General features: G+C 48.4%; 21 protein-coding genes. 13 read left to right on the top strand and 8 right to left on the bottom strand.

Annotation, left to right across the window (positions count from 1 at the left end):
* Nucleotides 1–89 precede the first annotated feature (89 nt).
* Nucleotides 90–794, bottom strand: a complete 705-nt coding sequence (locus tag K8U60_RS03770; protein ID WP_223634604.1) for an S-layer homology domain-containing protein — start codon at nucleotides 792–794, stop codon at nucleotides 90–92.
* Between the two features lie 613 nt (nucleotides 795–1,407).
* Here K8U60_RS03770 and K8U60_RS03765 point away from each other — a divergent pair.
* Nucleotides 1,408–2,826, top strand: coding sequence for an alanine/glycine:cation symporter family protein (locus K8U60_RS03765; RefSeq protein ID WP_223634602.1), 1,419 nt, complete (start codon nucleotides 1,408–1,410; stop codon nucleotides 2,824–2,826).
* A gap of 217 nt (nucleotides 2,827–3,043) precedes the next feature.
* Here the strand turns inward: K8U60_RS03765 and K8U60_RS03760 are convergent, their stop codons facing one another.
* A complete protein-coding gene (locus K8U60_RS03760) occupies nucleotides 3,044–3,664 on the bottom strand; it encodes a hypothetical protein (protein ID WP_223634599.1) in 621 nt (206 codons plus the stop codon).
* A gap of 294 nt (nucleotides 3,665–3,958) precedes the next feature.
* On the opposite strand from K8U60_RS03760, the gene galE reads away from it, so the two are divergent.
* Nucleotides 3,959–4,957 carry a UDP-glucose 4-epimerase GalE gene (galE, locus tag K8U60_RS03755; RefSeq protein WP_223634596.1) on the top strand — a complete coding sequence of 333 codons (999 nt, stop codon included), beginning with the start codon at nucleotides 3,959–3,961 and terminating at the stop codon, nucleotides 4,955–4,957.
* A 109-nt stretch (nucleotides 4,958–5,066) separates the two neighbouring features.
* Here galE and K8U60_RS03750 read toward each other — a convergent pair whose 3' ends face one another.
* From K8U60_RS03750 to K8U60_RS03740, 4 genes are all read right to left on the bottom strand, one after another.
* The gene (locus K8U60_RS03750; RefSeq protein ID WP_223634593.1) at nucleotides 5,067–5,939 is read right to left on the bottom strand and encodes a CPBP family intramembrane glutamic endopeptidase; all 873 of its coding nucleotides are present in this window, start codon (nucleotides 5,937–5,939) and stop codon (nucleotides 5,067–5,069) included.
* A gap of 183 nt (nucleotides 5,940–6,122) precedes the next feature.
* On the bottom strand, nucleotides 6,123–6,869 hold the full coding sequence (locus tag K8U60_RS03745) for a ketopantoate reductase family protein (protein ID WP_223634590.1): 747 nt from the start codon (nucleotides 6,867–6,869) through the stop codon (nucleotides 6,123–6,125).
* Between the two features lie 81 nt (nucleotides 6,870–6,950).
* Entirely contained in the window at nucleotides 6,951–7,064 is a 114-nt protein-coding gene (locus tag K8U60_RS19140; protein WP_411730342.1) for a 2-dehydropantoate 2-reductase N-terminal domain-containing protein, read from the bottom strand.
* A gap of 296 nt (nucleotides 7,065–7,360) precedes the next feature.
* A complete protein-coding gene (locus tag K8U60_RS03740) occupies nucleotides 7,361–8,452 on the bottom strand; it encodes an S-layer homology domain-containing protein (RefSeq protein WP_223634585.1) in 1,092 nt (363 codons plus the stop codon).
* A gap of 315 nt (nucleotides 8,453–8,767) precedes the next feature.
* Here K8U60_RS03740 and K8U60_RS03735 point away from each other — a divergent pair, with 315 nt between their 5' ends.
* The 3 genes from K8U60_RS03735 to K8U60_RS03725 all read left to right on the top strand — a co-directional run bounded on the left by K8U60_RS03735 (nucleotide 8,768) and on the right by K8U60_RS03725 (nucleotide 12,138).
* The gene (locus tag K8U60_RS03735) at nucleotides 8,768–9,826 is read left to right on the top strand and encodes an LLM class flavin-dependent oxidoreductase (protein ID WP_223634582.1); all 1,059 of its coding nucleotides are present in this window, start codon (nucleotides 8,768–8,770) and stop codon (nucleotides 9,824–9,826) included.
* Between the two features lie 12 nt (nucleotides 9,827–9,838).
* Entirely contained in the window at nucleotides 9,839–10,405 is a 567-nt protein-coding gene (locus K8U60_RS03730) for an NADPH-dependent FMN reductase (RefSeq protein WP_223634579.1), read from the top strand.
* A 140-nt stretch (nucleotides 10,406–10,545) separates the two neighbouring features.
* Entirely contained in the window at nucleotides 10,546–12,138 is a 1,593-nt protein-coding gene (locus tag K8U60_RS03725) for an amidohydrolase (protein ID WP_223634575.1), read from the top strand.
* Between the two features lie 1,397 nt (nucleotides 12,139–13,535).
* Here the strand turns inward: K8U60_RS03725 and K8U60_RS03720 are convergent.
* On the bottom strand, nucleotides 13,536–14,909 hold the full coding sequence (locus K8U60_RS03720; protein WP_223634572.1) for an LA2681 family HEPN domain-containing protein: 1,374 nt from the start codon (nucleotides 14,907–14,909) through the stop codon (nucleotides 13,536–13,538).
* Nucleotides 14,910–15,170: 261 nt separating this feature from the next.
* Between K8U60_RS03720 and K8U60_RS03715 the strand changes: the two genes are divergently transcribed.
* The 4 genes from K8U60_RS03715 to K8U60_RS03700 all read left to right on the top strand — a co-directional run bounded on the left by K8U60_RS03715 (nucleotide 15,171) and on the right by K8U60_RS03700 (nucleotide 17,998).
* Entirely contained in the window at nucleotides 15,171–16,232 is a 1,062-nt protein-coding gene (locus tag K8U60_RS03715; RefSeq protein ID WP_223634569.1) for an S-layer homology domain-containing protein, read from the top strand.
* A gap of 254 nt (nucleotides 16,233–16,486) precedes the next feature.
* Nucleotides 16,487–17,125 carry a nitroreductase family protein gene (locus K8U60_RS03710; RefSeq protein WP_223634566.1) on the top strand — a complete coding sequence of 213 codons (639 nt, stop codon included), beginning with the start codon at nucleotides 16,487–16,489 and terminating at the stop codon, nucleotides 17,123–17,125.
* A 111-nt stretch (nucleotides 17,126–17,236) separates the two neighbouring features.
* The gene (locus K8U60_RS03705; protein ID WP_223634562.1) at nucleotides 17,237–17,665 is read left to right on the top strand and encodes a MarR family winged helix-turn-helix transcriptional regulator; all 429 of its coding nucleotides are present in this window, start codon (nucleotides 17,237–17,239) and stop codon (nucleotides 17,663–17,665) included.
* A gap of 36 nt (nucleotides 17,666–17,701) precedes the next feature.
* Complete coding sequence (locus K8U60_RS03700) at nucleotides 17,702–17,998, top strand: putative quinol monooxygenase (RefSeq protein WP_223634559.1); 297 nt, start codon at nucleotides 17,702–17,704, stop codon at nucleotides 17,996–17,998.
* A gap of 214 nt (nucleotides 17,999–18,212) precedes the next feature.
* Here the strand turns inward: K8U60_RS03700 and K8U60_RS03695 are convergent, their stop codons facing one another.
* A complete protein-coding gene (locus K8U60_RS03695; RefSeq protein WP_223634557.1) occupies nucleotides 18,213–18,962 on the bottom strand; it encodes an SDR family NAD(P)-dependent oxidoreductase in 750 nt (249 codons plus the stop codon).
* A 396-nt stretch (nucleotides 18,963–19,358) separates the two neighbouring features.
* On the opposite strand from K8U60_RS03695, the gene K8U60_RS03690 reads away from it, so the two are divergent.
* Genes K8U60_RS03690 through K8U60_RS03675 form a run of 4 tightly spaced genes read left to right on the top strand, consistent with a single transcriptional unit; the run spans nucleotide 19,359 to nucleotide 24,181 of the window.
* Nucleotides 19,359–20,060, top strand: a complete 702-nt coding sequence (locus K8U60_RS03690) for an N-acetylmannosamine-6-phosphate 2-epimerase (RefSeq protein WP_223634554.1) — start codon at nucleotides 19,359–19,361, stop codon at nucleotides 20,058–20,060.
* Nucleotides 20,057–20,923 (top strand): N-acetylneuraminate lyase, encoded by an 867-nt coding sequence (locus K8U60_RS03685; protein WP_223634551.1) that lies wholly within the window; start codon nucleotides 20,057–20,059, stop codon nucleotides 20,921–20,923. The genes K8U60_RS03690 and K8U60_RS03685 overlap by 4 nt, the downstream gene beginning before the upstream one ends.
* Before the next feature lie 24 nt (nucleotides 20,924–20,947).
* Nucleotides 20,948–22,456 carry a sodium:solute symporter family protein gene (locus tag K8U60_RS03680; RefSeq protein ID WP_223634548.1) on the top strand — a complete coding sequence of 503 codons (1,509 nt, stop codon included), beginning with the start codon at nucleotides 20,948–20,950 and terminating at the stop codon, nucleotides 22,454–22,456.
* Between the two features lie 21 nt (nucleotides 22,457–22,477).
* Nucleotides 22,478–24,181 carry an FAD-binding protein gene (locus K8U60_RS03675; RefSeq protein WP_223634545.1) on the top strand — a complete coding sequence of 568 codons (1,704 nt, stop codon included), beginning with the start codon at nucleotides 22,478–22,480 and terminating at the stop codon, nucleotides 24,179–24,181.
* The last annotated feature ends 13 nt before the right edge of the window (nucleotides 24,182–24,194 follow it).

Below are 24,194 nucleotides of genomic sequence, written 5' to 3'. Positions count from 1 at the left end.
ATTGTAATAAATTGTACTCTTTAGTCTAGCTTATAAAGGGGAATCCGCTATCACCTGACGAAGAGTATAGATTGTGTAGATGTGACTTATCAGTTGGGAAGACTTCCGTCCCATGGGACAATTTCTTCGTCTCGGTCGTCCATGATTGCGCCGTTATCAAGCATGGCTTCTGCAATATAGTCGGATACTTCGGCGCGAGTCATCTTGTGATTCGGTTTGAATTGCGTGCCTTGGTCTGTGATGACGCCAGCCGCGAACAAGTTCTTGACGGCTTGTTCGTACCATCCGTTGATCTTCACATCAGTGTATTTGAGTTTTACATTAGTGGCATTTTCCATCTGGAAAGCATCTGAGATCATTCGAGCAAGTTGTGCTTTGGTGACTGTATCGCCTGGACGGAACGATTTGTTCGGGAACCCATTGATGAGGCGGTTTTCATACATGCTTTGGATAGGCTTGCTGTACCAATGCTCGGTTTTGAGGTCAGTAAACTTAATCATAGGTCGTTTGTTTTTCGCAGGGTATTTGATGCCCAATGCGTCAGCGCCGCCAACGATAATGCGGGATGCTTCTGCGCGTGTTACAGGTGTTTCAGGTCTGAATGTGTTATCCGTGAATCCCGAAATGATGCCGTGCCGTGTCAGAAAGTTAATGTTCGGCTCTGATTTGTGTGTCTTTGGTACGTCTGGGTAGGCTTGTGATGCATCTGCGTTTCCTGCATTTCCTACTGTCAGGCTGACCAGCAATACAGCTGCCAGAAACCCTTTTATCATCAGCTTACTCGTCTTCTTCATAATTGATTCACTCCTATTCTATTTGCTATGTGGGTGATTATTTGTTCCTTTGTTCACTATGTAATGAATAAAATGGCGTACAGTCCCGTGTACTTTTATAAATATGATAGATAAGTCTTTTTTAGTATGAACATTAAATAGGTATAAAGCAATGTTTTAACTATAAATAATTCTTCCTTATCTTATAGTTAATTCAGTTCAAATGAAGAATCGCACATATGAAAATCTAATAAATTCAGGGAGGCATCGAAGAATGGAAAGAATAGCCGGTACCGCTTGAAAAGCTTGTTGAACTTATGGAATTGGCTACCATCTTCGAAACTCATACTGAGGATGGTGGGACCTTTCTTTGGCTCGACCGAGTATGAGGATTATGATTATGGGGAGCTCAGGTATACGGTTTCCCAGTTAAACAACAGATGAAGATAGAAACCTTCACTTTTCATAAAATAATTATCGTAATATTCTAAAATATTTATCCGGTGTGCGACCTCGGAAGCATTCCTCGGTAAGAATTTCTCCTATTTACTTTAATAAGTTTCTTAAATTCCGTTTGAAATTAATGGAACTAGGGAATTAATTGATATCTTGAGATAACATAGGAGGAACACAGGTGGAACGTTTTTTGCAGGGTGTTGCTGATTTTTCAGCTTGGTTATGGGGGATTCCGCTCATCACCATGCTGCTGGTATCGGGTCTTTATATGACCGTTAAACTTGGATTTTTTCAATTTCGTTATTTTGGCTATATTGTCGGACAGACGTTCGGCAGCGTATTTAAAAAACCGAAAGGCGAAGGGACCGTCACTCCGTTTCAGGCGCTGACGTCTGCTTTGTCTTCCACCATCGGAGCAGCGAACATTGTCGGTGTGCCGGCGGCGATTATGTTCGGTGGGCCGGGAGCGATTTTTTGGATGTGGGTCATTGCGCTGATCGGCATGGCGCTCAAATTCGCTGAAAGCGTACTTGCGGTTGAGTACCGCGAGAAAAATAGCAGGGGCGAGTTTGTCGGTGGTCCCATGTACTACATGACGAAAGGCTTGAACATGAAGTGGCTGGGCATTTGGTTTTCATTTGCCTTGATGATTGAGTTGATCCCAAGCATCATGGTCCAAGGGAATTCCATCGCGACGACCGTAGAAGCGACCTTCAACATTCCGTTGTTGTGGACGGGGATTGCGACCGCTTTCCTTGTCTCCATCGTTGTTTTCGGTGGCATCAAGCGAATTGGCAAGGTCACAGAAATTTTCGTTCCCTTTATGGCATTGATTTATGTCGGTGGCGCGATCGTGATTTTGTTGCTGAATGTCCGTGCCGTGCCCGAATTCTTTATGCTGATTTTCAGCAATGCCTTTTCGCCTGCTCCTGTGATGGGCGGTTTTGCCGGGGCAGCGATTGTGGAAGTGATCCGGTGGGGATTTGCCCGCGGTCTGTATTCAAACGAAGCTGGACTCGGTACAGCCCCGATTGCCCATGCAGCTGCCATGACAGATCATCCTGTTCGCCAGGGGTTCTGGGCAGTCATTGGCGTGGTCGTCGATACACTGATTGTCTGCACGGCAACAGCTTTTGTTATTTTGTCTTCGGGTGTTTGGACGGAAGATGGGGCCATGGAGAATTCCTCTGCTTTGACGAGCCTGGCATTTGAATCTTATTTCGGCCAATTTGGTGCAGTTCTCGTGACCATTTCATTGATTTTCTTTGTCCTCTCCACGATTTTGGTTGTTATTTTCTACGGCGCCAAGCAGGCTGAGTTCCTGTTTGGCACGAAAGCGTCTTACGGCATGCAAGTGGTGTATATCCTTGCGGTTGTTCTGGGCGCGGTCGGAGCAGCAGAAGTGATTTGGGGATTCCTCGATATCATGCTGGCAGCTATCCTCATTCCGAACGTCATCGCCATCTTGCTGTTGAGCAAAAAAGTAAAAGCTTTGACTACCGAGTTTTTCACGTCGGATCAGTATTACATAAAAGACCAAAAAGAGAAAAAACGAAACAAAGCGAAAAAAGCAGCGAGCGCGGGTTACGATTCGTAACATAAGTAAGCTTCGCGTCAAAAGCCTTGGATTCCCAGGAAGGGGAGTTCGGGGCTTTTTTGCTGGATTGCCCTTCGGAGAGAGGGGATGACTATCGTTAGGCTGCTAAGTTTGCAGAGAAAGCTGTTGTAATACGCATGTACAAAAGACCTGGCTGTGCAAGGGGCACCATCTGTTCGCATCGAGGATTATACGAAAGGCGCACCGGAAATTTTGATCATAAGGTTTGTCTTTTCCTTTCTAAACGGTTAGACATGGCGATGGTGACGGCAGCCAGCAGAAGGACTGTGGCATTTTGCCACGACAGGAGCGGGGCGGATAGGCTTGAAATCAGCAGCTCCAATGCGAACAGCAAGACCAGCAATAACCCGGTCGGCACATCAGCGCGTTTGGCAAGCAGCCGGATTGCCAGGATGCTCACCACAATCAGCAAGCTGTGAAGTGTGGCTTCCACCCAATTGTTTTCAAGGCTTTGCAGGAGGATTTGATACGACAGGAAAAACAGGAGCCAGGAAACAGGTGCTTGCCTCGTTAGGTCGGGATGCTTTTTCTGTGCCAAAACCAGATAACCGGTGACGAACGCGATACCGAGCAGATGTCCGTATAAACCGCCATTAAAATATAGAATGGATAAGGGCATATCGAGAAAATAGTCGAAATTAAAAAGAATGTAGCTGAACTTCCAGACGAGGATGTACAGCATCACGGCATTCCCGTACCATTCGCCGGGTTTATCTCCCAGTACAATTCGCATGATCAGGCTTGCCGCTAAGGCTCCCAACAGGACAGCAACCCATACAGCGGGCACGGTCAAGTGAAAGATCGGTACATAGCTCACAGTCGCATCTCCAATCGGTTTCTATTCATTAAGAAGGTCCCTCCAGTCGTCTCGGAAATCTAGTGCTTAACGTTTTCCATTATAGCTGAAGGTGCTATGTTTTATTGATACGAAGATCCATATTCTTAGTGTACAAAATAGCTAGTAAGCCGATCCGTTTCTTTAGGGGATTTGCATGGACTGGATTTACCGGTCTTTAGTAAGCTGAAAATTGGTTAAGTAACTGGGATGGAAAATGGTAAACTTTATGCATACTAAACAGAATTACTGAACCTGAGAAGGGGTGAAAATCTGATGGATATACTGGTAACAGGCGGAGCCGGCTATATCGGTTCTCATACTTCCATTGCTTTGCTTGAAGCCGGACATTCGGTGATTATTGCGGATAATTTCTGTAACAGCAAGCGTGAGACGGTTGAAAGCATTCGGCGGATTGCGGGCAAAGACGTGACTCTTTATGAGGTCGATGTAACGGATGCGCAAGCGGTTGAAGCGATTTTTATTCAGCATAAGATTGATGCCGTCATTCATTTTGCTGGGCTTAAGGCGGTGGGGGAATCCATCCAACGGCCACTCGACTATTATTACAACAATGTGGTCAGTACCCTGGTGCTTGTTCGCTCCTGCCTCCGCCACGATGTGAAAAAGTTCGTCTTCAGCTCATCGGCGACGGTGTATGGGGATCCCGATTCGGTGCCGTTTATGGAAACGATGGATCGGTTGGTGACGGCGAATCCATACGGAGAGACGAAAGCGATGAGTGAGCGGATTTTGACGGATGTTGCGAAAATCAATCCGAATTTCTCTGTCTCCCTCTTGAGGTACTTTAATCCGGTAGGCGCACACGAGAGCGGATGGATCGGTGAAGCTCCTACCGGGACGCCATCCAATCTCATGCCTTATATTACGCAAGTGGCAAAAGGGAAACTGAAGGAATTGAAAGTTTTCGGCAATGATTATTCGACTGCGGACGGTACAGGGGTGCGTGATTATATTCACGTGATGGACTTGGCTGATGGCCACATCGCGGCCTTGGAAAATCTCTCGGCAGGCGCTCATGTCTATAATTTGGGGACGGGCAAAGGGACGAGTGTGATGGAGTTGGTGAAAGCTTTTGAAGAAGCAAGTGGCATTGAGATCCCTTATGAGGTGATCGAACGGAGGCCGGGAGACATTGCGCTATGCTACGCAGATGTGTCGAAAGCCAAGCGGGAATTGGATTGGACGGCCACACGCGACGTTCTGGCGATGTGTCAGGATGCCTGGAGATTCGAAAAGAATTTTGAGGGGTGAGAGTGGGCGATTTACACTTGAGTATGGAAGAGGACAGTGGAAAAGCATCAGGCTCCTGGGTGAATGGAGCTGATGCTTTTTTGTTTTAGATCCGATTTCTTTTATTCCGTCAACCTGTTTGCGTACTCAAGGTTTCCTTGCCGTATTTCTTCACCAAATAATTGGCCACCAGCCATGCGCCAATTGCCACAGCGATCGGCGTCAGCATCGGCGCCGGTGAAGCAGCGAGCAAATAGGCAGATGCCGTATTGGCCCAGGCATGAAGGACAACGCACAGCCAGACGTTTCGGGTGCTGTTGTAAAGCCAGCCGATGACGTATGCCTGCGGAATGGTCAGCATGGTGAAACCGAAAAGCGTCAGCAGGATCACGAAAGTTCCTTGCGGAATATTCATGTACACAATTATGGGGTAATGCCAAATGCTCCACAACAGGCCGACGCGGAAACAGGCTTTTTCAGCTGTCATACGGGTTTGCAGCAGGGGCTGCAAATAGCCCCGCCACCCGAATTCCTCCACTCCGCTGGTCAGGCATTGAAACAAAAAGAAAACAGGGATAAACCACAAAGGAAGTGCCGGCCAAGTGAAAGTTGCGCTGAATCCTGTGGCAATCCACGTCACCAAGAGCGCGGCTGAAAACAGGACGATGGGGTAGAGAAAAATGAACAACGCCCAACGGCTGACTTTTGGTTGGTGGATCTTTTCTTTAGGTTGCCCAGTGATGTCTCCTGTATGGTTTTTCACCAGCATCGCGACAACAACTACCCCGAACAGCGGACCATAGGCGGCCGCGGTAAATAGGAGGAACACGAGCAATTGCTGCAGGTTTCCCGCACCTGTTGTCAACACGTCATAAAAGCCTTCATTGTACAAAATGTCCACACCCGTCAGTTGGGAATAAACAATAGTTCCAATCCAGAAACTCCAAGAAAACAGAATGGCGCCACTGTAATAAATGGTGGTTTTTTTCGTTACGCTGTCCATCTCCATCCCCTTCAGTCGATGAAGTCGTGCGGCTTAGCACTGCCCCTGGCGATTGTGTTGCTGTTGCTTTTTCATCCTCTTCACGAAGACAGCGGCTGCTGCGATTGCGATAGCGGGACCGATCACTCCTCCCCACCGAAGCGGAATTTCTTTCGCGCCGAAAGGCAAGGGTTCTTTTCGGCCTTAGTTATAAGGCGTCAGTTGGTCGATGGTCGGCGTCGACGTGTCACCAGATTGGATCATGGCATAGAATTCATCGGTCAAATGCTCGATTTCATCCACTGCCGTGTTTAGATGCCCCAGGACATTTTCAAATGTGGGAGTCCTGGCGAATTTGGAAAGCAGCCGTACAAAAACCGGTTCTGGAATCCGGTCGATGGCGCTAAGAGCTGGAGGTGTAATGCGTATGCCCGCATTTCGGGTTGCCTGCAGCGCTTCATGAAGTGCGCGCTTTATCAGCACGTGGGCGTCCCGTGTGGCGGCGAAATGTTGCTGATCAATGTTGCATGCGTAAACAGCCGGTGCCAGCGTTGGAACGAGCAGGGCTACATGTGTCTTCAGCCAATCGTCCATGTCTTTGCGGATTTCCGCCCGGTAGCCGCGCATCGAATTCAGCACTCCTGCCACGTCGTGGGTTCTGGCCGTTACAGGTCCATCCACTTCACCCATCGGCAGCGCCACCGGTTTCGTTTCTTCCACCGGCATCATGTACATGACTCGTCCTTTCTTGAAGCCGCCGGGAAGCGGAAAACCGGCCATCACCCGCTCTTTGCCGACGGCGTCGATGAATGCCTGCTGTCCTGCCGCGTTGTTCATCATGAATAGGTAGGTTGGAATCTTTTTGTTGGCCGCGAGTGCGGGCAAAATGTCAGCAACCCGATTTTTGCGCATCGGCACAATGGCCAAATCGTAGTAATCATCTTCTGACAAACGGTCGACAACGGGAAGGCGAGTAACCGTTTGTTTTCCAGTTTCCGTGTTTTCAATGACAACCCCATAGGTTTTCAGCTCCTACTGCCGTTCACCATGATCGAGCAGGAAAACAGAGTGGCCAGCTTCTGCAAGGCGTTCGGCAAACAAACTCCCAAATGGCCCTACCCCATAAATCAAAATTTTCTTCTTCATGATTCTCTCTCCTTTGACGTTGATGCTGAAGAAGCCAGGTAGTGCTTCCAACATTTAGGGGTGCGTTAGAAATCTGACACCTTTTATATCCGTCGGCTTCTTCAGAAAGATTGCAAGACAGGTTACCGAGCTCCTTGTTTGCTGAAGTCTGGTAGCGTTGTTGAGTATGTAGGGAAGAAGGGTGATCATGTGAAGCACGTTCTAATTTCGGGTGAAAACCGGCGCAACAAAAGAACACCCGGCTTTTAAGAGCCGGGTGTTCTGGAAAGGTTGGTATAGATAAGCGTATCCTTCATTTATTCCACATCAATCAATTCAAAAACCGTTCCATTGTCATTTACGGTTTTAACCTTGGCGAAGCCTTCGACAAAGTATTCTTTATAACCGAACTCCACCGTCACTTCGACGGCGTTGGTGAAGGTGCGGTAAGGCGTTTCCACCGTTACGCCAACAGCTGTGATGGTATGCGTGACGTCGCTTGGAGTGAGCGGCTGGCCCTCAGCGGATGGATAGATGCTGTGGGTGGTGCCGACTTTAATCGGATAAGCGAGCAGCGGCGGGTCGAATCGATCGACCACGGGATACGCATGGATCAGATTTTTTCTGGTTTCCACTTCTCCATAGATGTAAGTTTCATTGATCGCCGGCACATGGCGTGCCCAGCTAAAGCCGATCGGTTCATCAGCCGGACTTTTTGTATATTGGTAGGTATGCGTTTCGATGCCGTGCGTACCGGTGTTATACGTATAGGTTTTCGTCTTATCTTTCATGTACGAGTGGGGAATCCGTGCATCGTTCTTGAACTCGGGTTCGAGCCCGCGTGCCAGGAATGCGGAAAATTGTCCGCGCGTCACATGCGCGGTTGGCTGGAACGTATGATCTGAATAACCGATGGTGATGTTGACTGACAGGATTTCCGAAATCGCTTCATAAGCCTTCATGTTCGGCGACACATCCGTAAAGTCAGCGGTCACTGAGAATGGTGTCGGGAACACCTGGGCTAAAATGATCGCCATATCGCCGCGCGTAATCGGAGCGTCCGGACGGAAGGTGCCATCGGGATAGCCGTTGATGTAACCGGCTTCCTGAGCTTCCGCTATGAAGCCGCTCGCTTTTTGGCCTTTCTTCACATCTGAAAATGGGGTATCGCGCTGCGTGCCATCCAGATCCTCCATGTGTCCGATCATGATCGCCGCTTCTCCGCGTGTCACAATCGCATCCGGACGGACCGTGCCATCGGGATAGCCGTTCAAAATTTCTTGTTCCATTAAGTATGAAATTTCCTCATAAAAACCATGGCCTTTCGTTAAATCCGTTGCCGCCGCTGCAGGAGATCCCGCCACGCCGATAAGCAAAACCAATACAATGCCCATCATTAACTTTTTCAACCCATCACCCCTTCACGTAAATTGTCTTGTTTTTTCCTGATATACCCATTTATGTAATGTATAAAACTTCTGAGAATTGTGTGAGAATTGTGTGCGTGCCAGGCACCCACACAATTCTCACACAATTCATCTCGATCCCCAGAGATGCCTTTTTTGGGTTTTTATAGTATCTTTTTGTATACTATGCCACTTTAAAGTGCGTACTTATAATAGGGGAGATAGTTGCTTATACTGGGAGTAGAGACTTCAAAGCGTGGGGGTTTTTGTTCCCCGCTTCCCGCAACTGCGGGAGAAAAAGAAAGGTGGATTTACTTTATGGAAAAATATCGGATCAATCCAGACAATGGCATCGAGTTTGGCATCTATACACTAGGCGATCATCTTCCGAACCCTGCGACAGGCGAACGGATTTCGGTGCAGGAGCGGATTCATGACATCATCGATTACGCGGTGCTTGCAGAGCAGGCAGGTGTGGACTTTTTCAGTGTGGGCGAAAGCCATCAGGAATACTTTGCGACGCAAGCGCACGCCGTGGTGCTTTCGGCGATTGCGCAGGCGACGAAGAAGATTAAAATCGCCAGCTCTTCTACCATCATCAGCACATCCGATCCGGTTCGGGTCTATGAAAACTTCGCGACGCTTGATTTGATTTCTGATGGACGCGCGGAAATTGTGGCAGGGCGCGCTTCCCGTGTCGGACTTTTCGACTTGCTTGGGTACGATCTCCATAATTACGAAGAATTATTTGAAGAGAAGTTCGAGCTGCTGCGTCTGATCAATGACAACGAAATCGTTAATTGGAGCGGCGAATTCCGTGCGCCTCTGCGCAATGCGCAAGTCCTCCCGCGTCCGGTCAACGGCTCGATGCCGATTTGGCGGGCAGTGGGCGGTACGCCTGCGAGTGCGATGAAAGCGGGATACGCAGGTGTGCCAATGTTCATGGCTCACTTAGGTGGTGCCACTTCCCAGTTTAAACGGACGGTGGACAGTTACCGTGAAGCAGCGCGTGCAGGCGGACATGATCCTGCCCAGTTGCCGATCGCAACTGCAGGCTTTTTCTACGCAGCTGAGAATTCCCAACAGGCACTGAAAGAGCTATACCCTCATATCAATGAAGGCATGAAGCGCACCAATGGCGGCGGGTTTCCGAAGCAGCTTTTCGCGCAGGGCGTGGATCCGCACAACATCATGAACATCGGCAGCCCGCAACAGATCATCGAGAAAATCCTGCATCAGCATGAAGTGTTCGGGCATCAGCGTTATATCGCCCAAATCGATTTTGGCGGCATGCCGATGGACAATATCAAGAAAAACCTGGAGTTGATCGGTACGGAAATTTTGCCGGCGATCAAAAAATACACAGCTAAGAAATAAGGAGGAATTGGAATGAAGATTGTTGGTTTATCCGGTTCCCAAATCGGTTCAAAAACAAGAATCGCCATTGACGCAACGCTCAAGGTCATGGCCGAAAAATATCCGGAAGTGGAAACGACGTCGATCGATTTGGCTGATTACCAGATGGAGTTCAGCGACGGCCGCAATTACTTGGATTACACGGGCGACACGGGCTACGTGACGAAGACCCTCATGGAAGCGGACGCCATCGTCATCGGCACGCCGATTTTTCAGGCATCGATTCCGGCTGCCTTAAAGAATATCTTTGATCTGCTGCCGGTCAATGCGTTCCGCGACAAAGTCGTCAGTATGCTGGTGACGGCAGGGTCCGCCAAGCATTATTTAGTGGTGGACACGCAGTTGAAGCCGATCCTCGCGTATATGAAAGCGCAGATGGTCCAAACTTTTGTGTTTATTGAAGAAGTGGATTTCCATCAAAAGGAAATCATCAACCACGATGTGCTGTTCCGCCTGGAACGTCTGGCGGAAGACACGGTGGTGTTGACGGAAACTTTCACGAAGATCCGTGCAGAAAAAGAAGCGGAGTATGATTTTTAATAGAGTTGTGAGGAGTCGCTGCGGATGCAGGGGCTTCTTTTTTTGTGATTTTATTTTCTGCCTCGCGGTGTATTATTGCGGATAGACAAAGGGTATGGATAAGAAAAAGCGGCAAGCGGAGTGCAGGAAGGAGTGGGAGCATGGGGACGACCAAAGTATTCATGAATGGAAAGATCTTCACTTCGAATCCTGAGCAAGCTGCCGCATCGTCGATGGCCGTAAGGGACGGGCGCATTGAGTGGATCGGGGATGATGTGGAGGCTGTGTCAATAGAAGGGACTCGGATCGACTTGCTGGGCAGACGGGTGTTGCCAGGATTTATCGACGCGCATCTGCATCCGTTATTCCTCGCAAATATCGCGAGGCAAGTAGCATGCACCGCTCCGCGCGTCCATTCGATTGCTGGCATGATCGACGAATTGAAAAAGCGGCAGGAAGCGCAAACGCCAGGCGACTGGATCGAGGGCTGGGGCTACGATGAAGGAAAGCTCGAAGAACGGCGGACGCCGAACCGCAGCGACCTCGACCAGGTCAGCACGGATTCGCCGATTGTCGTGACCCGCACCTGCGGCCATACCGTCTCCGTCAACACCAAAGCGCTGGAACTTGCCGGGGTAGATAAAGAGACAGAAGATCCCGCGGGCGGCAAAATCGACCGGGACGCTGGGGGCGAACCAACAGGCATCTTGCGTGAAACCGCCCGTTTCCTGGTGCTGGACGTGTTGCCGAAACAGACCATGGATGAGCAGGCGCAACGGATTGCGGGCTTGACTGACGAGCTGTTCAGCTACGGCATTACCGGCATTACCGATCTGATGGCGCTGACGCGTCCGGTTGATTATGTGGAATTGTACAAGCTGGCCCGCCGGAAAGGGTTGAAGCAGCGGACCGCTCTTTATACGATTTGGTCGGATGCGAGAGCTGATGATGTCTTGACGAATGAAACGACGGACACCGCGCAGCCGGTCTTTATCAGCGGCATCAAATTGTTTGCGGACGGCAGCGTGTCCGGCAGAACAGCATGGGTCGATCCGGCATACAACGGGACAGACGATGAATATGGGATTTCGACGATGGAAACCGATGAACTTTTGGAAGCGGGGGAAGCCGCGAAGCAGCACGGCATCCAAATGGCCGTCCACGCAATGGGGGAGCAGGCAATTTCGCAGGTGGTTGACGCATTTCATGGGCAACAGGCGTGGCTAGAGGATGCGCCGTCCGTCCGCATCGAACACGCGGCGATGCCGACAGCGGATGCAATCCGGAAATCGGCGGATGCGAAGATCGCCTTCGTGCCGCAGCCGGTTTTCCTGTTCGCCGAAATCGAGAGCTATTTGCATAACCTCGGCGCCGAGCGTACCAAAACCACTTACCCGATTCAAAAGATGATCGGCGCGGGCATTCCGGTTGCCTTTTCATCCGATGCGCCGGTGAACGGCTGGACCGAACCGCTCAATCCGTTTGTCGGCATCCAGGCCGCCGTGACCCGGATCGCTTACGACGGCACCGATACCGGGCAGGACGAGCGCATCGGGGTCGAAAAAGCCATCGAGCTCTACACGAAAAGCGCGCAGGAACTTACGCGAATCAAAGATGTCGGGCAACTGAAACCCGGCTTCCATGCGGATTTTATTGTCATGGACGAAGATGTTTTGGAGATGGATGAGCTGGAGATCGGGAAGGCGCGTGTGCTGGAAACGTATATGGCAGGGGAGCGCGTGTATGGCCGGTAGATGAGCGCTTATCTTCTTGAGCGATTTGAAAATCTGGAGCAGAAGGGGAAATGGAGGGATGAAACGACTGGAATTGCTGGTGATATTGCTTGTGTTGATTGCTATCGGCTTGGTGATTTTCTGGCTGGTTGTTGGGGAAAGTGGGGTTGTGGGTTAGGAAGGGGGAGAGCTGGGTTGGCAGAGTGAACACACGGGTTAGCAGAGCGAACACCCAGATTAGGAAGAAGAAACTTGGTTAGCATAGCGAACACCGGGGGTGAAAAAGAAAACACCAGGGTTAGTGCAACGAACACCCGGGTTGAGAAGAAGAAACCGGGTTAGCAGGGCGAACACACGGGTTGAAAAGAATGTTTGTTATGAAGGAAGGAGAGCATTCAGGTAGAGAAGGTGTCGTTAGGTGGAAAAGGCGAATTTTCATGTAGAAGAGAAAAGTGTTCATGTAGAGAAGAAAAATATTCATGTGGAAGTAGGGAATATTCAGGTAGAGAAGGAATTTTCATGTAGAAGAGATGAAAGTTCATGTAGAGAAGAGGATTACTCATGTAGAAGATGAAGATATTCATGTAAGGAAGGTCTCGTCATGTAGAAAAGGCGAATTTTCATGTAGAAGAGATGATAGTTCATGTAGAGAAGAGGATTACTCAAGTAGAAGATGAAGATATTCATGTAAGGAAGGTCTCGTCATGTAGAAAAGGCGAATTTTCATGTAGAAGAGATGAATATTCATGTAGAGAAGAAGAATACTCATGTAGAAGATGAAGATATTCATGTAAAGAAGGTCTCGTCATGTAGAAAAGGCGAATTTTCATGTAGAAGAGATGAATATTCATGTAGAGAAGAAGAATACTCATGTAGAAGATGAAGAGATTCATGTAAAGAAGGTCTCGTCATGTAGAAAAGGCGAATTTTCATGTAGAAGAGATGAATATTCATGTAGAGAAGAAGAATACTCATGTAGAAGATGAAGAGATTCATGTAAAGAAGGTCTCGTCATGTAGAAAAGGCGAATTTTCAGGTAGAAGAGATGAGTATTCATGTAGAGAAGAGGATTACTCATGTAGAAGATGAAGATATTCATGTAAAGAAGGTCTCGTCATGTAGAAAAGGCGAATTTTCAGGTAGAAGAGATGAGTATTCATGTAGAGAAGAGGAATACTCATGTAGAAGATGAAGATATTCATGTAAAGAAGGTCTCGTCATGTAGAAAAGGCGAATTTTCATGTAGAAGAGATGAGTATTCATGTAGAGAAGAAGAATACTCATGTAGAAGACAAAAACTTTCAGATTGAAAATTAATGCGGCTATCATCATAGCCCTTTCACAGGAGTACGGTTAATAATCAACAAAAAAGCGTCCCCAGAATCAATAAGATTCCCGGAGACGCTTATTTAATTCCTCTATTTCTTCTCCAACCCAACCGCAAAGCCCAGATACATCAAGGCGTTGCGGGCTTTAAAGGCGGTGGTCATCGCCAGGCGTTCGAGCTCGATCTGTGTCATCTGATGTTTGCGGAGCTCGCCGGTTTGGGCGATTTCTTCCTGTTTGGTGATGACTTGGACAAAACTGCGCTCCATCTGGTCGCGCAGCAGCAGTGCACGGACGGTGGCGATGTTCTGTGTTTTGGATTGTTCGTAGCCGAAGAGTTCTTTGGAATGCCAGAACAGGGCTTTGAGTGCGCCGTTTTTGGTGTCGCGGATAAACGGCTTGAGCGGATTCGTCGGCTTTTCGTCCTCGAACCAGATGCGCTGCATGCCGGCACGCGGGTCTTTCATATCGAGCTGGTAGTAGTGGCTGACGAATTGGGCAACTTTTGGAAACAAGGAAAAGGACTGGCGGTAGACAGTCTTTAATTGCTCGTTGCGCTCAGGGCTTGGTTCTTTTTCGAGTGCTTCGAATAGGGTCCAGCGCAGCGCGGTGAATTCTGAAACCATGGATTCCATGAAGGTTTCGAGGAATACGCCGCGTTCTTTGTCATCCGCTTCTTTGTGGCGGTAGTTCAGTGTATCGATTCTCATGGTGCCGGAGGGATCGACTTCGTTGTTGTCGTTCAATAGGAGCCGGTGCTTGGCGCACCAGTCGCGGTATTCCCACTCGCGGCCTTCGAAAAAGTTTGGCTTGTAGTTTCCGGTAATGTCGACCGGCCCGATTTCCTCCAGCATTTTTACGGCCAGCTTCAGACGGTCTGCGTACAAGGCGCGGCCGTTGGTGTTGCTGATGTTTGCGGCGCCTTTGTCAAGCAGGTCGCGGGAAAGATGGAGTGCTTCGGCTTTTTCTTCCTTGCCGCGCAGGAACGTGGAATAGAACAACAATCCCCATCCGCGTTCAGCGTCTTTGCGCTCGTAGGACGGATCCTTTTCGCCTTCGGTCATCTGCTCCAGCACATCGAGCCCATCGATGGAGCGGCCGACGTAAATCAACGCTTCTGCGTAATTCAGGCAGATTTGATTCCATATCGTGGGCGGGACTTTCCCGCGGAATTGGGCGTGCAGGCTTTCGAACAGGAAGAGCTGGCGCTGCTTCATCGGGCTGTTCCATTCTTTTTGCAGCTGATGCTGGATGCCGAGTTGGCTGCTCTCGAGCAAAATGGCGAGCGGATAAGCGGCTTGGCCTTCCAGGCGTTTTTTTAAATGGCTGATGATCTCGGTGAGCTTTTCCGGCTCGATGCGGGTTTTCTGAAATTGCTGCAACAGGTGCTGTGCAGCCTGGTAAACTTCCTTCAATTCAAACTGCCCGTAATCGTCTGATTGGGCAATATCATGTAATGTCGACATGGGAACCCTCCTTGGATAGGTGCTTCTCTTATTATTGTATCGAAGAGCGGCGGATGGGTCACGCTTGTTGTCGGAATTTTATGGGATTGGGAGAGGTTTGTTCGGGATCTAGCTTGAAAAGGAATAAAAAAGGGAGATAACCTAAAGTTTTTTCTGCCTTTATTATTTTCAGAATTTTTAGTATTTTTAAGATGTATTCATAGAATTTTGCTGGTAAACTAAGCTCAACAAAGTAAATCATTACGCGAAGGAGTGAGGATTGTGAAGAAGCTGACGGGTGTGCTGGTCGTTGTGCTGTCTCTGTTTTTGGTGCTGCCTGTTGCCGCTGCTGCCCCGGATTTGCCGGAAAGTCATTCGTTTTATGAGGAAATCACCTATTTGATGGAGAAAGGCGTGATCACCGGTTATGCGGATGGCAAGGTTCGGCCGGACGCAGAAGTGACCCGCGCCCAGGCGGCTGTGATGATCGGACGTCTGCAGGGCTTGGATGGCACGAAAAAAGCGACACCATTCCGAGACGTGCCGGCGGGTCATTACGCGAGCGGCTATATCGCTGAAGTGGCGGAAGCGGGCTACTTTAAAGGCTACGGTAATGGAACTTTCCGACCGGAAGCGCCGATCATTCGCGGGGATATGGCATTGATTGTTGAACGGGTCTTCAATCTGGCCTTTACGTTCAACCAGTCGTTTACGGATGTGCCGAGAAATGCCTATTACGCGGAAGCCATCAGTAAAATTCTGGCGGCAAACATCACCATCGGGTATCCGGATAACACGTTCCGGCCCCAACAGGAGGTGACGCGCGGACAGTTTTCCGCTTTCCTGGCACGCGCGTTGGAGCCGAAATTCAAAAATGATGCAACCATTGCGCGTTCCTATCAGAAAGACAAGACCAAAACCTATACCTACCGCATGTCGGATGGCACGACAGCCGTCCACCGTTTCGTGGATGTGCCGGACCGGGACGGCTTGACCTTCGGCTTCATGTGGACCGCCGAAGTGGACAGCGACACTTACGAATACATGGAGTTTGAAAGCCATCAGCTCTTTGCGTTCGGCTACCCGTATTCGGAGTACGATGTCGCACTCGTCTATCCGGTGCGGGTCGGTAAAACCTTTGATACCGGGCTGGGCGACGAAACCATCATCCACACGATCACCGGTGTCAATAAAACTGTCAAGACTCCCTACAAGACATTCACCAATGCTACGGAAGTGACGGTGCAGGATGGCTTCAAGTATTACATGGCGGAAGGTTTCGCGACCATCAAATCCATTAGCGCGCAGGGACGGGTGGAGAGTGAATTGGTGCGTGTGGAGTAGGATGGTTTTAGTGGGTATTGTGGATTTGTGGTGAGTTTTTGAGAAAAGGTGCCTGGCACGCAGAAGAAACCAGCCAGCTTCTTGCCGAAGCTGGCTGTTTGGTTTGGGTAGAAAAACAGTGTCAGACACGCACAGGATTCTTAGAGTTGCATAATTCCTGAAATCGGTTTATATTAAATGAGGCATCAAACGTTGAGGGGTCAATTGAATGTTCCTCTTGATAAATAGAAGAAGAAAAAGGAGAAATTCCAGCTATGCAAACACTACAAAAGACAAATAATTTCAATGAAATCGTCAACGGACGCCGTTCGATTAAGCAATACGATCCGACAGTTAAAATCAGCCGGGAGGAGATGAGTGAAATCCTCGCTCAAGCTTCGAAAGCCCCATCCTCCATCAATATGCAGCCGTGGCGCTTTCTGGTGATCGACACCGTTGAAGGGAAAGAAAAGCTTGCGCCTCTTGCTTCGTTCAATCTGGAAAAAGTCATGAGCGCATCTGCGGTAATCGCTGTTTTTGGGGATCGCCAAAACTTTGACTACGCTGAGGAAATCTACGGCAAAGCAGTTGAACACGGCTATATGCCCGAAGAAGTGAAGGAATTCCAGTTGAATTACTTTAAACCTTTGTATGAAGGGATTTCAGATGAGCAAATGAAGGACATCGTCATGCTGGATTCTGGTCTTGTGGCTATGCAGCTGATGCTGGTGGCCCGTGCGTTTGGATACGACACGAATCCGATCGGCGGCTATGAGAAGGAAAAAATTGCTGAAGCTTTCGGCATGGAAAAAGACCGGTATATTCCGGTGATGCTCATTTCCATCGGCAAAGCGCTCAATGAAGGTTTCCAGTCGTATCGCCTTCCTGTCGATACGATTACGACTTGGAGCTGAGTGTAGGTCCAGAAGATTGAGTATTGGCCGGTTATGTATTATATTTGACTGGTCAATGAATAGTGGACAACGCTATCAATTGGCTGTAACGAGTAGGTAGGAGGTCAATTTATGTCGTGTTCATTTTCAAAGCAGGAACAAGTGCTGCAGCTGTTTAAAGGACTGACGAATCAAATTAGCCCAAAGTTCGAACGGTGTACAGGCATTAGTGCGTCGCGCTATGAACTGCTGTCCCAGCTTTATAATACAGACGAAATCAATCAGTCGACGCTTCAAAAAGCGGTGAATATCGACGGAGCGGCCATTACCCGCCACCTCAAGCAATTAGAGGCCAATGGCATGGTCACAAGGCGCAGAAATCCGGCTGATAACCGGGTCATCTTTGTCAGCCTGACTGAGGAAGGCCGTAAGCAGATCGTTGAATACCGAAAAGAAAACATGGGTTTTGTGAAACAGATGCTGCATGATTTCACACCGGAAGAGGTAGATTCCTTGTCCGACATGTTGACGCGTATGCAAACGAATATTAGTGAATACTGATAATCAAAATACAGGTAATAGGATGGGTGATGTTTTATGATGATTATTCACGCACACTTGCAGGTAAAACCAGATCAGCAACAGGCTTTTTTGGACGAATGCAAAATTCTTGTCCAAGCTTCAAGAGAAGAAGCGGGCAACATCAGCTACGATTTGATGAAATCCACTGAACAGGATGGCCACTTTACCATGGTGGAAGTTTGGAAGGATCCCGAAGCGATTGCCGCTCATAACACGAGTGAGCATTTCACTGCTTTTGGCCAAAAAGCGCCTGCTTTCATGGCTGCGCCTATGAAGCTCGACGTATTCAGCGGAGAGTCTGTTCAATTATAATTACTTTTTGTCGCCGCTCTGCTTTTCGCAGGACGGCGATTTTTTTGTCATTGAGGCGTGAAAGGATCAAAGTAGGCACGTTGCAATCGAATACGCACGTTCAGCAGAATTTATGCACGCTCAATAAAAGGTCGTCACCTATTCCAGAAAAACAGAAAACAGCCAGCTTCGGCAAGAAGCGGGCTGTTTCTTTTGACGAGTCAACTGATTCTGTTTAAACCGCACCCATGCCGCCATCGACCCGGTACTGGACACCGGTGATGAACGTACTTTCATCAGATGCCAGGAACAGCACGAGGTTCGAGATGTCTTCCGACTCGCCGTAACGGCCGAGCGGAATGCTTTTCGCCATCGTGGCTTGGTCCACTTCCAGGCCGGTCTCGAGAGAACGCATCATGCGCGTGTTGACAGGAGATGGGTGGATTGAATTAACGCGGATGTTATGTGGTGCGTTTTCAACCGCCGCAGCTTTCGTCAAGCCGACGACCGCATGTTTCGATGTGATATACGGCGATACGTTCGGCGATCCGCCAAGTCCTGCAACGGACGAGGTGTTGATGATGCTGCCGGATTTCTGTTTGATCATGACCGGCAGAACCTTTTGAAGACCCAGGAATACGCCGCGTACATTGACGGCGATGACCTTATCAAAGTCCTCCACTTTTTGTTCGGTGATCGGTGCCACTTTTCCTTCGATGCCGGCGTTATTGAAGAAGATATCGATTTTGCCGAATTGCTCTACGGTTTTGTCGACATACTTTTGCACATCTTCTTCCTTGGAAACATCGGCCTGAACCGTCAGGACATTGTCGCCCAACTCTTTCTTCGCATCAGCGAGTGCATCTTCGAACAAGTCGACCAGTACGACAGAAGCCCCTTCATCCAAGAAGCGCTTTGCTGTAACTTTGCCGATTCCTCCGGCTCCCCCAGTAATTACCGCTACTTTATCCTGCAATCTTTCCATAGACGATCTCTCCTTCTATTGACTGAATTGATAGAAAATTAAAACACTACACTATTCATTCTACTCCTCTTGTTTTTGGAATCAACAGAAAGGATTATAGAGCGGCAATCCATTGCCTGTTATTACTTATTTCATTTTATTTGCAGCAAACCAATCGCCGCATTTTGATGCTTTTAGTACTTCCATAATAAGGATTGGATATATGGTGCCTGGCACCCACACAATTCCTCACCTTATGATAACAAATAATCAAAAATTAAATTTATGTTGAAAGTTAGTTGTCAAAGTGATATAGTTCGATTAATAAAATATTTCGACAACGAACAGGGGGACAGCAGGTACAATCACGTGAACAATGAAAACATGTAGTGACCATAAAAGATAGGGAGTTTTCAAATGACGGTTTTAAAGCAGATCCAGCACAAATTAATCGTTTCCTGTCAGGCATTGGAAAGTGAGCCGCTTCATGATCCGTACATAATGGGGAAGATGGCTTTAGCGGCAAAGATGGGCGGTGCTGAAGGAATCCGTGCCAATACGGTGAAAGATATTCAGGCGATCAAGAAAGAAGTCGATTTGCCGATCATCGGCATCATCAAACAGGATTACCCGGGCAACAATGTCTACATCACTTCCACGATAAAGGAAATTGATGAACTGTATCAGGAAGGCGTGGACATCATCGCAATGGATGCAACCAAGCAGGAAAGACCGGATGGCCGAAGTTTCGAGGAATTCTTTTCCGAAGTGAAGCTGAAGTATCCCGACCAGTTGTTCATGGCAGATGTCTCGACCATCGAAGAAGCGCTCATGGCTGAGAAAGCCGGCGTGGATATTGCAGCACCGACACTTGCTGGTTATACACCTTATTCAATCGGGACCGTTCCGTTGGAATTGGTGAAACAAATGGCGGATCAACTGTCGATTCCGGTGATAGCGGAAGGGAATTTCGATACACCCGAGAAAGCACAATCGGCACTTCTCGCCGGGGCTCATTGTGTAGTTGTTGGAAGCGCTATCACACGTCCGCAGCTGATTACAGAAAAATTTGCAAAAGCGATAGAAGAAAAAACAGAAAAGGGACAGGTGATGAAATGAAGGGCTTATATACAGCATTGATGTGCTCATTTGATGAACAAGGAAACGTGAACGAAAAAGGATTACGGGAAATTGTCCGTTACAATATCGAAGTTTCGGAAGTGGACGGTCTATACGTCAACGGCAGTACCGGAGAAAACTTCCTCATTTCCACTGAACAGAAAAAGCAGATTTTCGAAATCGTCAAAGACGAAGTTGGGGACAAAGTGAAACTGATTGCGCAAGTCGGGTCCTTGAATATCGAAGAAGCATCGGATCTGGCTCATTTCGTTACGGACCTAGGGTATGACGCAATTTCGGCAGTGACGCCGTTCTACTATAAATTCGATTTCGAGGAAATCAAAGACTATTACAATACGATTCTGGAAGGCGTCGATACACAGCTCATCATTTATTCCATTCCGGCTTTAACGGGCGTCAACATGAACTTGGAACAGTTCGGGGAACTGTTTGAAAATGAAAAAATCATCGGCGTGAAATTCACTGCACCGGATTTCTTCCTGCTTGAGCGCTTGCGCCATGCATTCCCGGACAAGCTGATCTATTCCGGATTCGATGAAATGCTGCTGTCTGCAAGTGTCTTGAATGTGGATGGGGCGATCGGCAGCACATTCAATGTCAACGGCAAAAGAGCCAAACAGATTTTCACTCTGGCACAGAGCGGGAAAATCGATGAAGCTCGCGAAATCCAGAAAGTGACCAATGACCTGATTGAAGAGATCCTGAAGAATGGCCTTTACCAGACCATCAAGGAAATGCTCGAAACACAAGGGGTCAACGCTGGATTTGTCAGAAAGCCGATGAAACAGCTGACTGAAGAAAAAGCAGTCAAAGCACGCGAACTCGCTAAAAAATATCTGTAAGGACTAACGGGGGGAATGGGATAGATGAATGGAACATTTGCGGTTATCGATTATGTGATTTTGTTTGCGTATTTATTGTTTATCTTGTATGTCGGAATTGCCTTTGCCAAAAAGGAAATGAAAGGCAAGGAATTCTTTAAAGGGGACGGTTCGATTCCATGGTGGGTGACTTCGGTCAGTTTGTTCGCGACTTTGCTGAGCCCGATTTCGTTCTTATCGCTTGCCGGCAACTCCTATTCAGGGACGTGGGAACTGTGGTTTGCTCAACTGGGGCTGCTGATCGCAGTGCCTGTAGCCATTTACTTTTTCCTGCCGGTTTATCGCAAACTGGATTTGGACACAGCTTATGAATATTTGGAACGCCGATTCGATAAGCGGATGCGGATTTTGGGAAGCCTGCTCTTCATCGTCTACCAGATTGGGCGCATGTCGATCATCATGTATCTCCCTGCGATTGCATTAGCGACCGTAACCGGTATCAATGTAATTGTCATCATCCTGTTTATGGGTGTCATCGCCACCATCTATTCGGCTTTCGGTGGACTGAAATCCGTGCTTTGGACAGATTTCATCCAAGGCGTTGTCTTGATCGGCGGCGGTATATTCGCCTTGATCATTCTGTTGTTCTCCATTAACGGAGGGCTTGGGGAAGTCATCAATGTGGGGACAAGCAACGAGAAATTCTTTGGAAATGTAGCCTTATTTGATCCGAACCTGATCAATAACAGCATTTTAATCATCATTTTGGGGGCTGGCTTATCGACGACGTTTTCGTATATTTCCAGCCAGGATATGGTGCAGCGCTATTTGACGACGAAAGATTTGAAGGAAATGAACAAAATGACGTATTTGAACGGCGCTTTGTCGCTCGGTACAGCTACATTGTTCTTCCTGATCGGAACATCACTATACACCTTCTACTCGCAGCAAACCGCTGCGATGCCGACAGGGAAATCGGATTTGATCTTTGCGAATTTCATCGTCAGTGAGTTGCCTGTGGGTGTTTCTGGATTATTGATCGCCGGACTGTTCGCGGCTGGCCAATCGACGCTTTCAACAGGGCTCAATTCCGTAGCGACAAGCTGGACGCTCGATATCCAGCAGGTGTTGAGAAAAGACATGAGTGATGAAAAGAGTACGCGGATGGCCCGTATCGTATCGACGATCGTCGGCATCTTTTCGATTGCCTTCGCTATCATCCTTGCCTACTCCAGCGTCGGTTCTGCCTATTCATGGTTTAATGGCTTGATGGGCTTAGCGCTGGGAATCATCGGCGGTACCTTCACATTGGGTGTATTGACGAAGCGTGCAAACGCAAACGGGGCATTGTTCGGATTTATCGCTACAACTTTCCTGGCTATTTATATCTCATACTTCACGGACATTACTTTATGGGCGTATTCAATCATCAACTTGGTCGCTTCGATTGTCTTTGGCTACGGTTTCAGTTTGCTGTTCGCCAAGAAAGAAGAAAAAGACGACGAGGAAGGTGTCACATTCTTCGATTACAATAAAGTGCTAAAAGAAAAATAAGTTTTAGATTTAGGTGGGAGCATGGTGGAAATCTCTCGAAAGATCCAAACGGACGTATTAGTGGTGGGCAGCGGCCTGGCAGGGATTAAAGCTGCAAAAGAATTAGCTGACCACGGACATGAAGTCTTGATGGCGACAAAAATGAAGTTGGCTTCCGGGTCAAGTTTCTATCCGTTAAAAGCTTCGCTCGGCACACAAGTTACGAGCGGGGAGTCCGATAAAAAGGTCTTCTTGGCGGATATCGCAGCATCCAGCAGGGGAATGCACCGCCAGGACTTGGCGGAAGTCTATGTGGATGAAATTCCGGACCGCGTCGCAGAATACAGCGGCATCGGTGTCGTGTCCAAAAAGCTCGAAGGTTTACGGAAAGCTTGTTTTGCCGAACACCCCAGAGATATTTACTTGCTGAGTGATTGGGACCAGATCAGGGAAAACGTCTCCAGTATTTTCGGACGCTATGAGAACTTGACGGTGATGGAGCGGACAGTGGTCATTTCACTGATAAAAAAAGATCAGCGGATTGCCGGTGCGCTGATGCTGGATCAGCACAATCAAGTGGTGCTGGTGGAATGCAAAGCTGCCGTGCTCGCCACTGGCGGATTCGGCAGCATCTATAAGCACAACCTGAATCCGAATGATGTCGATGGGTCGGGCCACATCCTGGCTCTTGAAGCGGGAGCGAGTCTGGTCAATATGGAGTTCATCCAATTCATCCCAGGCATTACGTCTCCGCGCTACAAGACCTTATTCGGTGAACATACGTTGGCCTATTGCCAAGACATCGTGAAGGAGGATGGAGAGAGCCTGTTGGATGCAGCACTTCCGGAAGGGCTTTCGAAAAAAGAATGCCTGGATATCCGCAGTACGCATGGACCATTTACAGACTCGCTGGAATCCAAGTATGTGGATATTGCGATGATGAAGGAAATCATCTCGACGAAAAATGAAAAAGGCTTTGCATTAGTTTTCCACAAAGAACTATACGAAAACAAAGAAGAGTTTTATACCGTATACTTGAATTGGCTGAAAACAAAAGGAATCGATATGCTGAAGGATGAGGTCCGGATTGCTCCGTTTGCCCATGCCAGCAATGGCGGCGTCTATATCGATCCCCACGGGCGTTCCGGCGTTCCGGGATTGTACGTCATCGGTGAACTGTCCTGTAATATCGAAGGCGCCAATAGGCTGGGCGGCAATTCGACTGGCGCCTGCATGGTGTTCGGAAAGCGGGCGGCTGCAGATTGCGGAGCCTATTTAAAAGAAGCCAGTGTTTCTTTCGTCAGTGACGAGGAAGCCGAACTTCAGTTGAAAGCGGTCTTCGGCAACTCAGTCGGCAACGGCAATGGTTCGGACGAATCAGCTGAATCCGATAAGGAACAACTTCATCAGACCGTAGAGAAGATCAGGGAGCTCATGTGGTATGCAGGCAATGTCGTGCGTTCAGAAAAGCAAATGATGGATGCATTGGAACAGCTCCAATCGCTTCAGGCTGAATTGGCTATCAGCCGTTTGTTTGAACGGCAGGAAAACCGTAAAATGGTCATTAAAGCGAAAAACTTCATGAAGCTTTCCCGACTCCTGCTTCAAGTGATGCTCGAGCGAAAAGAAAGTCGTGGCGCGCATTACCGCGAGGATTATCCGACGGAAGATCCGGCATTCTCCAGACGCCTGTTTGTTTCAGAGACGTCTGATGGACTGCTGTCGCTAACATTCAGGGATGCGTGAATGAATAATACCT

This window comes from Planococcus circulans (assembly GCF_020023385.1).
In the GTDB taxonomy this organism is placed as follows: domain Bacteria; phylum Bacillota; class Bacilli; order Bacillales_A; family Planococcaceae; genus Planococcus.
The sequence above is the reverse complement of the archived record's forward strand: the minus strand, read 5'-3'. Positions and strand labels throughout refer to the sequence as shown.